Below are 6000 nucleotides of genomic sequence, written 5' to 3' on the forward strand. Positions count from 1 at the left end.
TTAAATATAAATAGCTTGCACTATCATCAGCAAACGTACGGCACTTCATCCTAGTAATGACCGCCCATTACGCCGTTGCGTAAAAGGTCTCGCCTGCTGCTGCCATGTCGCGAATTTTCTGCGGCGCTTCATAGGCTTTGCCAAGATGCGCGTATTTTTCGCATAGCGCCAAGTAGTTATCCAGACCCATTTGGTCGATATAACGGCATGGACCACCGCGGAATGGCGGGAAACCGACGCCCATAATCATTGCCATATCGGCTTCACTTGGCGTGCTGACGATGTTGTCTTCTAGGCAGCGTACGGTTTCATTACAGAACGCCAGCATGGTGCGGTCGATGATGGTTTGATCATCAAAGGTTTGCTTGTCGCTATCCGTCGTTGCTTTTAGCAGCTCATAAGTTGCTTCGTCAGCGACTTTCTTTGGCTTACCGCGCTTGTCAGTCTCATATTTATAGAAACCAACACCGTTTTTCTGGCCTAGGCGGTTGTTTTCATATAAATGCTCGATAGCACCTTTATAATCAGGCTTCATGCGGTCAGGGAAACCTTCTGCCATCACTTCTGCGCCGTGTACGCCAGTATCTAAACCGACGACGTCGATTAGGTAAGCAGGACCCATCGGCCAGCCGAATTTTTCCATGACTTTATCGACATGAGCAAAATCCGCACCTTGCTTGAGCAGCAAATCAAAGGCACCAAAGTATGGGAATAGCACACGGTTGACCAAGAAACCTGGGCAGTCGTTAACCACAACGGGCACTTTACCCATTTTAGACGCTAGCGCAACCGTAGTTGCAATCGCTTCTTCAGATGATTTCTCACCGCGGATAACTTCAACCAGTGGCATACGGTGAACTGGGTTAAAGAAATGCATACCAACGAAGTTTTCTGGACGCGCAAGTGCTTCAGCCAAATAAGTAATAGAAATCGTCGAGGTGTTTGACGCTAGGATACAGTCGTCTTTTACCAAATCTTCAACTTCTTTTAGTACCGCACGCTTAACCTTTGGATTTTCAACCACCGCTTCGATAACGATATCAGTTTCGCTAAAGTCGCCATAGTTCAATGTTGGACGGATACGGCTTAAGGTTTCGCCCATTTTTGCTGGGGTCATCTTTTTGCGTTCGACCATTTTGCTTAGCAGTTTGCTGGCTTCGCCCATACCAAGTTCTAATTGCTCAGACTTGATGTCTTTCATGATGATTGGCAAGCCTTTGCTGGCTGCCTGATAGGCGATACCGCCGCCCATGATACCTGCGCCTAATACGGCCGCCTCGTTAATCTCATGCGCTTTCTTGCTGTGCTGCTTGGCAAGTTTTTTCACCAATTGATCGTTTAAGAACAGACCAACCAAGCTCTCTGCTTGTGGCGTTTTCGCGGCTTTAGCAAAACCTGCCGCTTCTACTTCAATCGCTTTATCACGTGGCAAGTTTACGTGCTTTTCAATCGCTTCAATCGCGATTGCTGGCGCTGGGTACTGCTTAGGATTGGCTTTGGCAAAGATCATACCTTTGGCGCTGTTAAAGGCCATCGCTTGCTCAAGCTGGTTGAGCTTAACCGGATTTAGCTTCTCTTCACGCTTTGCTTGCCAATCAAGCTCACCTGAGATACATTTTTTGACCAAATCAATCGCCGCGTCTTGCAAGTCATCAGCAGGAACCGTCGCATCAACGAGGCCAAGCTTTAGCGCATCAAGTGGTTTTTTCGGTGTGCCTGTAGCAATGAGTTCAAGCGCATTGTCGATACCAATCACACGCGTACTACGCACCGTGCCACCAAAACCTGGGAAGATACCCAATTGGGTTTCTGGCAGACCGATGATGGCTTTGTCGCTCATAACGCGGTATTCACAAACCAGCGTCATCTCACAACCACCGCCAAGCGCTGCGCCATTGATGGCCGCTACTTTTGGAAATGGTAGGTCTTCAAAACGGTTAAAGGTGTCATTGATATTGACGACCCAATCTTTGATCTCGTTTTCTGGCTGCTTAAAAGAACCAACGAATTCTGTGATGTCCGCACCAGCGATAAAGACGCCTTTGCTCGAGGTGACGATTAAGCCCTTAACGTCATCGGCTTTTTCTAGCGCAGTCACAACTTCAGCAAACTGCTTATTGGTTTCAGCATCAAACTTGTTCACGCTCTCATTTTCGGCGTTGTATTGCATGTTGGCGATGCCATCCTCTAGCATAGTCACCGTAATGCGATTTCCTTGGTATACCATTTGAAACTCCTTGCTATATAACGAAAGCTACGGTTTAAAATTAAAAGCTTTAAAATTAAAGCCCATAGCCAGTTATTGTTAGAAAAACGAGTAATAACACCGCCAATCCACCGTCTTATAAAGTCAGTATGATTGAACAGTGCAGATGTCTTTATTATCCAGCGCTCATGTTTATTCATTTTTTGTGCCGCGTTTTACCACGCTTGCACCCATGAATACGGCGCTTTATTTATATACGATTGTTACCGGTACTGATGTTATAAATACTGACTGAGCATTGAGATGATAGGTTACTTAAAATAAGGTTAAAAACCCATCCGCTAAGTACCAGACCATTTTTACGCCAATTAGTGTAGGGGATTATGCCCCTGACTGTCACAAGCTAATACCATACTCGCAAGTCACTCTTAAGTCGATACCAACTCTTTACCTTGCTGCCAAGGTGCTTTAAGTGATGCTTTGTATACTGAGATTATATGATGAGTGCTATTCTTTCAATCTTTAGCGCTTTTAATCTTTAGAGCTTTCAATTCTAAGCGCTTTTATTTCTAATAGCGTCAATCCTGATAAATAGCATTTTCTATCTCTAACCCACTGCATCATCAGAACATATTCAACCGCTAAGTTAAATCAATAATACGTAACGAGGGCTTGTTGCATTATTACGATTTTTTAACAGGCCTTTTTAACATTAAGCCGTCAAAAATGCGTCATTGATAATACTTGCCGCATAAGCAATGTAATCTATCATGCTACACTAACGCTATTTTTATTATTGACCTGATAAATGGTTGGATTATGACTGTTTCCTCTTCTTCTACTTCTACGCCAAGCTTTACGCCTGCCAGCCTTGGGCCTTCAAGAATTATGTCCTTTGCTGGCTTTAATAATAACACTGAGCAATTTCATAGCGCCGTGCGCGCACAACTCGCACGAGATATCGAGATGCTGTTTGCTTACGCCGAGCTACCAAGCCCACTGCTTGATGCTTGCCGTTATGTGATGACCGGTCAAGGCAAATTGGTACGCCCACTATTGGTTGCCAGTGCCTTTGCCAGCGTCAATCAAAGCAATGCTAATGACGATGTTGTTAATAGCACGAATGAAAATGATAATTTAGAATCTCTGCTAGAAAACGACTCAGATTATGATATGTGCCGCCGCGCCGCACTGGCGGTAGAGCTTTTGCATACCTATTCGTTGGTGCATGATGACCTGCCTTGTATGGACGATGACGAGCTGCGCCGTGGTCAGCCAACCGCACATATTGTCTTTACCGAGGCAACCGCCCTACTGGCAGGGGACGTTCTACAAACACTTGCCTTTGAAGTATTAACCGCCGAGCTGCCAACCTTTGCGCCGTTTGATTCCGCCATCGCAAGCCAGCTATTTGCCGTCTTTACGCCTCGCGCCAGACGTATGGTAGCGGGGCAGATGCTTGATCTTAATGCTGAAGCCAGTACGAATATCACGCAAAGCGAGCTAGAAGCCATCCACCGTGATAAAACCGGTGCCTTAATTGAAGCGGCAATGCTGATGGGCGGCATTTGTGCGGGTGCCACAGCGCCGCAGCGCATCGCTCTACAAGATTGCGCGCAGCATATTGGTTTGGCTTTCCAAGTCCAAGACGATATTTTAGATGTGACCACCAGCACCGATACGCTGGGCAAACCTGCCGGCAGCGATGAAAAATTAGACAAATCCACCTATGTAAAATTGATGGGCGTTGAGCAGGCTACCCGCTATGCGCAATCGCTATTTAATGACGGACGCGCAGCTATTATTCGTGAATTAAGCGGTCGCGATTTGAACAATCGTGAGCTTAATATCAGTAAGGACAATGATGCGCTATTGGCACTAATCGAATGGCTTTGGTCACGTAAAAAATAAGCTTAGCAATAAACATTAAAAACGATAAAGGGTGGTTAACATGGACAGTACCCCTACTCCGCGTATTTATCTCGGCACGGGCGGTTATAGCGATACCGATTTACTTGGGACGCTGTATCCCACTGGCACCAAAAAAACGGACTTTTTACGCGAATACGCCAAGCAATACGGCGCGGTCGAGATTAATAGCACCTTCTATGCGCCGATCGGACAAAAAGCCTTTGCTGGTATGGTTGATAAAGCCTACGTGCAAGCGAATAGTGAGTTGAAGTTCGCCGTCAAACTGCATCAAGACTTTACCCATGCGCGTAAAGGCACCGCCGAACATGCTGAGGCTTTTCTAAACGCTCTATCCCCGCTCATCGAAGTGGATGCGCTCGCGCCACTACTACTGCAATTCCCGCACGGCTTTGACCGTACCCGCGAGCATCGGCTCTATCTCGCCAATTTGGTCAGTTGGTTTAAAGACTATCCGTTAGCCGTTGAGTTTCGCCATAACGGCTGGCATACCCCGCAAGTGGTTGATAGCTTTGTCGAGCAAGGCTTGATTTGGTGTAGCGTCGATTATCCCAAGGTCAGCGGGCTACCACCGTCACGGCTGATATTTACTCAGCGCACTGGCTACCTGCGCATGCATGGTAATAATCTAAACTGGTGGGATGCGATGAGCGCCAGCGATCGGCATGATTATCGCTATAGTGAGACTGAGATGCAGGACTGGGCGCAGGCGATTGCCAATCAGCGTCAACATTTTGATACGCTGTATATTTTCTTTCAAAATACCGTCAATGCCCATGCATATTATAATATTGCGATGTTAAGGGAAGCGTTGAGTAAGTTTGGGTTTGAGGTGCTTTAATAGAAAAATCATTGCTGCTTGGAGTAAGCAAATCATGCAACCATCAATAGAAATGACTGATAAATTTATCTTAGCAATTAATAATGTTTTAAAGTCAAAAGGTGACATGACACCTATGATTGAAGTTACTTCACAGCTGAAGCTAGTTAATTTAGATTACTGGGAACGCCTCATACGTGAGGAAGTAGCAAAATACTTAGTATCACAACCAAAGTGGGAAAGCTTGTCAAAAGCTATCAAATCACTATTTATTGAGCAAGCATCTTGGCTAGGACTGGTCAGTTGGGACGGCTACGAACGCGAAAAAAGTCTAAAATTATTGTCAGAGAGCGCTCCTAATGCTTTTTTTCTTATATTAATTGCTCGCAGATTAAATGATTGGGTTCCAGAAGTTCGTGTGGCTGCCAAAGAAGCTTTTATCTTAGTCAGCCGCAAAACTGACTCTAAAATTATTGCAGAAGCTTTGATAACCATTTTATCAAATTGGAATTCATGGGGTCGTATAGGACAAGAAAATAGAAATGTCATTTTAAATACTACTTTAAGAAAAGATGTCACTTTATCATTGAAAAATAATTTAATCACATTTGCGTCAGGAGCCATTCCTAGTTTATTGTCCCAACTTGGTCAGCTGCCTATTTTTGATGATTACCTCAATGAAATTGCTCATAATGCCATCCAGCCTTACGTAAGAGCTAAAGCGTTTCGTAGTTTGTTTGAAGCCCGAATGACATGGATTAGTGGTTATGAATGGAAGTGGATTGATAAAGCTTATGGCAGAAGAAAATTAATACCTGTTATTGCTGAACGAAAAATTGATGTGCATATACCTCTAATCGAATTGCTTAATAGATCAGCGTTTGACCGATCTTCAATTGTTCGCAGCGTATCAGCAGAATTTCTTATTATAAATCTTGACCGCCTAAAACAAGATGAAGTTAAATTCTTTGCAGAGAAGTTTGCTTTGGATAAATCCAATGCAGTATCAGAACGAGGTCAATTTTTATACCAAACCCAATAATTA

The 6000-nt window shown here is 44.6% G+C and carries 4 protein-coding genes; 3 read left to right on the top strand and 1 reads right to left on the bottom strand.

What is annotated here, in order from left to right; genetic code table 11:
- Positions 1-67 precede the first annotated feature (67 nt).
- On the bottom strand, positions 68-2227 hold the full coding sequence (gene fadB / locus B4240_RS06530) for a fatty acid oxidation complex subunit alpha FadB (RefSeq protein WP_296237648.1): 2160 nt from the start codon (positions 2225-2227) through the stop codon (positions 68-70).
- Positions 2228-3025: 798 nt separating this feature from the next.
- Between fadB and B4240_RS06535 the strand changes: the two genes are divergently transcribed.
- Genes B4240_RS06535 through B4240_RS06545 form a run of 3 tightly spaced genes read left to right on the top strand, consistent with a single transcriptional unit; the run spans position 3026 to position 5997 of the window.
- Complete coding sequence (locus B4240_RS06535; protein WP_296237650.1) at positions 3026-4117, top strand: polyprenyl synthetase family protein; 1092 nt, start codon at positions 3026-3028, stop codon at positions 4115-4117.
- Positions 4118-4157: 40 nt separating this feature from the next.
- Positions 4158-4976 carry a DUF72 domain-containing protein gene (locus B4240_RS06540; RefSeq protein ID WP_296237652.1) on the top strand — a complete coding sequence of 273 codons (819 nt, stop codon included), beginning with the start codon at positions 4158-4160 and terminating at the stop codon, positions 4974-4976.
- Between the two features lie 34 nt (positions 4977-5010).
- Entirely contained in the window at positions 5011-5997 is a 987-nt protein-coding gene (locus B4240_RS06545; RefSeq protein WP_296237655.1) for a hypothetical protein, read from the top strand.
- Positions 5998-6000: the final 3 nt, after the last annotated feature.

This window comes from Psychrobacter sp. UBA5136 (assembly GCF_002414005.1).
Classification (GTDB): Bacteria; Pseudomonadota; Gammaproteobacteria; order Pseudomonadales; family Moraxellaceae; genus Psychrobacter.